A 3473-nucleotide genomic window follows, 5' to 3' on the forward strand; every position below is an offset into this window, starting at 1 on the left:
CCCCCCGCCTTTTGGGCGGGGGATTTGTTTTTGTGTTTTGGTGATTATTCGGCGGCGTCTTGGTATGCGTCCATTGGGGGGCATGTGCAGACGAGGTTTCTGTCTCCGTATGCGTTGTCGACGCGGTTGACGGGGGACCAGTATTTGTCGACGCCCATGGAGCCCGGCGGGAAGCAGGCTTGCTCGCGGGTGTAGGGGCGGTCCCAGTCGCCGACCAGATCGCGCACCGTGTGGGGCGCGTTTTTCAGCGGGTTGTTTTCCGCGTCGATCTTGCCGTCGATGATGTCCTGCGCTTCCGCCCGGATGGACAGCATGGCGTCGCAGAAGCGGTCGAGCTCGGCCATGGGTTCCGATTCCGTGGGTTCCACCATCAGGGTGCCTGCCACCGGCCAACTCATCGTCGGCGCGTGGAAGCCTGAATCGACCAGACGTTTGGCGATGTCGTCGACACTGACATGCGCCGCCTCGTCCAGGGGTCGAGTGTCGAGGATGCACTCATGCGCCACCCGGCCGGTCTCGGACGTATACAGGATCGGATAGGCATCCTTGAGCCGCGCGGCGATGTAGTTGGCGTTCAGGATCGCCACTTTGGTCGCCTGCGTCAGACCCGCGCCACCCATCAGCAGAACATAGGCCCAGCTGACCGGCAGAATCGACGGAGACCCAAAGGGGGCTGCCGAGACCGGACCCACGGCGGTGCCGTATTCCGGGTGGCCGGGCAGATGCTCGGTCAGGTGCGCCTTGACGCCGATCGGACCCATGCCGGGGCCGCCGCCGCCATGCGGGATGCAGAAGGTCTTGTGCAGGTTCAGGTGGCTGACGTCGCCGCCAATATCCCCCGGACGCGACAGACCCACCATGGCGTTCATGTTGGCGCCGTCGATATAGACCTGACCGCCGTGATCATGGGTGATCTGGCAGACCTCCTGCACGGTGGTCTCGAACACGCCATGGGTCGAGGGGTAGGTGATCATGCAGGCGGCCAGATGGTCGCTGTGCTTTTCGGCCTTGGCGCGGAAGTCGTTCAGGTCAATATTGCCGTTCTCATCCGCCTGCACCGGCACAACCTGCCAGCCCACCATCTGGGCCGAGGCCGGGTTGGTGCCATGCGCCGAGGTCGGGATCAGGCAGACGTTCCGCTGACCTTCACCGCGCGCGAAGTGATAGTTGCGGATGGTCAGCAGGCCTGCGTACTCGCCCTGCGCGCCTGAGTTGGGCTGCTGGGAGATCGCGTCATAGCCGGTGATCTGGCACAGCTTGTCGTTCAGATCGGCAATCATCTCGTGATAGCCCTGCGCCTGATCTTCGGGGCAGAACGGGTGCAGGTTGCCGAACTCGGGCCAGGTGACCGGGATCATCTCGATCGTGGCGTTCAGCTTCATGGTGCAGGACCCCAGCGGGATCATCGCCCGGTCCAGCGCCAGATCACGGTCGGCCAGTCGGCGCATGTAGCGGGTGATCTCGGCCTCGGCCCGGTTCTGGTGGAAGATCGGGTGGGTCAGATAGGCGCTTTCGCGCAGCGCATAATCGGGCAGGCGGTACTGCTTGTTCGAGCTGTCATCGGTGCGGTCGATGCCAAAGGCGCCCCAGACGGCCTCGATGGTCTCGGGCCGGGTCTGTTCGTCGAGGCTGATGCCCACTTTCGTATCGCCGACCTTGCGCAGGTTGACGCCGCGGGCCACGGCGGCCTCCATCACCGTTTTCTGCAGGTGGCCGACCTCGACCGTGATGGTGTCAAAGAACACTTCGGGTTCGACGGTGAAGCCCGCCTCTTCCAGGCCGGCGGCCAGGCGCGAGGTCTTGCGATGCACCGATTGCGCGATGGCCTTGATGCCGTCGGGGCCATGGTAAACGGCATACATCGAGGCAATGACGGCCAGCAGCGCCTGCGCGGTGCAGACATTCGAGTTGGCTTTCTCGCGGCGAATGTGTTGCTCGCGGGTTTGCAGCGACAGGCGATAGGCCTTGTTGCCACGGCTGTCGATGCTGACACCGATGATCCGGCCCGGCATCGAGCGTTTCAGCTTGTCGGTGGTTGCCATATAAGCGGCGTGCGGGCCACCATAGCCCATCGGCACGCCAAAGCGCTGGGTCGAGCCGATGGCGATATCCGCGCCCATCTCACCCGGTGACTTCAACAGCGCCAGCGACAGGATGTCGGCGGCGACGATGGCGATGGCTTTGTGTTCATGCAGCGCCGCAATCTCGGCGGTGAAGTCGCGCACATGGCCGTGGGTGCCGGGATACTGGAAGATCGCGCCAAAGACGGCACCGGCGTCCAGGCTGTCGGGATCGCCCACCTGTACTTCGATGCCCAGAGGCTCGGCCCGGGTTTTGATTACCGCGATGGTCTGCGGGTGGCAGTTGCGGTCGACAAAGAAGGCCGCGTTGTTGGCCTTGGACCGACCGCCGCGCTTGGCCATCGCCATGGCCTCAGCCGCGGCGGTGGCTTCGTCCAGCAAGGAGGCGTTGGCCACGTCCAGCCCGGTCAGGTCGCTGACCATGGTCTGGAAGTTCAGCAGCGCCTCAAGACGGCCCTGGCTGATCTCGGGCTGATAGGGGGTATAGGCGGTGTACCAGGCCGGGTTTTCCAGGATGTTGCGCAGGATCGGCGCAGGCGTGGTGGTGCCGTAATAGCCCTGACCGATCAGCGAGGTCAGAACCTTGTTCTTGCCCGCCACCTGCTTCATGTGAAAGAGCGCATCGCGTTCGGTCATCGCCGGACCCCAGTCCAGCGGGTCCTTCTGCCGGATCGCGGGCGGGACGGTGGCGTCGATCAGCTGGTCCAGCGTCTTGAAGCCGATCACCTTGAGCATGTCGCGCATCTCGGTCGGGCTAGGGCCGATGTGGCGGCGGTTGGCGAAGTCATAGGCTTCGTAGTCGGTCAGTTTGAAGGCCATGTGTTGCGCTCCCATGAATAGGTCAGGCCCGGCGGAGGCTGCGGAAGCCTCCGGCGGAGGTATTTTTAGCCAGATGAAGGGGCGGATCCGCGACAGGACCCGCCGTTCGGGATTAGCCGATGAAGGCTTTGTAGCCGGCCTCATCCATCAGATCGTCCAGCTGCGATGCATCGCTGATCTTGACCTTGTAGATCCAGGCCTCGCCCTCGGGGTCTTCGTTCAGCGCGCCGGGATTGTCAGCCAGTGTCTCGTTGACCTCGACGATCTCGCCATCCACCGGCGCATAAAGCTCGGACGCCGCCTTGACGGATTCGATCACGCCGATCTCGCCGTCTTTTTCGAACTCGTCGCCCACTTCCTGCTGCTCGACAAAGACCACCTCACCCAGCTGTTCGGCCGCGTGTTTGGTGATGCCCAGCGTGGCCACGTCCCCTTCGACGGTCAGCCATTCATGCTCTTCGGAATAATAGGTTGCCATGTCTCTCTCTCCTGACTTCAACGCTTGTAATTCTGTGTGACGAAGGGCAGCGCCACGATCTGCGCCGGTTGCGCCTTGCCCCGGATGATCAGGTT

2 protein-coding genes are annotated in these 3473 nt (G+C 63.4%); both read right to left on the reverse strand.

What is annotated here, in order from left to right:
* Positions 1-44: 44 nt before the first annotated feature.
* Positions 45-2900, reverse strand: a complete 2856-nt coding sequence (gcvP, locus tag ACR0LN_RS23790) for an aminomethyl-transferring glycine dehydrogenase (protein ID WP_480433212.1) — start codon at positions 2898-2900, stop codon at positions 45-47.
* Between the two features lie 112 nt (positions 2901-3012).
* Positions 3013-3378, reverse strand: coding sequence for a glycine cleavage system protein GcvH (gene gcvH, locus ACR0LN_RS23795; RefSeq protein WP_480433213.1), 366 nt, complete (start codon positions 3376-3378; stop codon positions 3013-3015).
* Between the last annotated feature and the right edge of the window lie 95 nt (positions 3379-3473).

It is taken from the genome of Ruegeria sp. AA6, assembly GCF_056542865.1.

Bases quoted from the DNA above. Each gene is read 5' to 3' on its own strand.
- gcvP (WP_480433212.1), bottom strand. From the start codon at position 2,900: ATGGCCTTCAAACTGACCGACTACGAAGCCTATGACTTCGCCAACCGC.
- gcvH (WP_480433213.1), bottom strand. From the start codon at position 3,378: ATGGCAACCTATTATTCCGAAGAGCATGAATGGCTGACCGTCGAAGGG.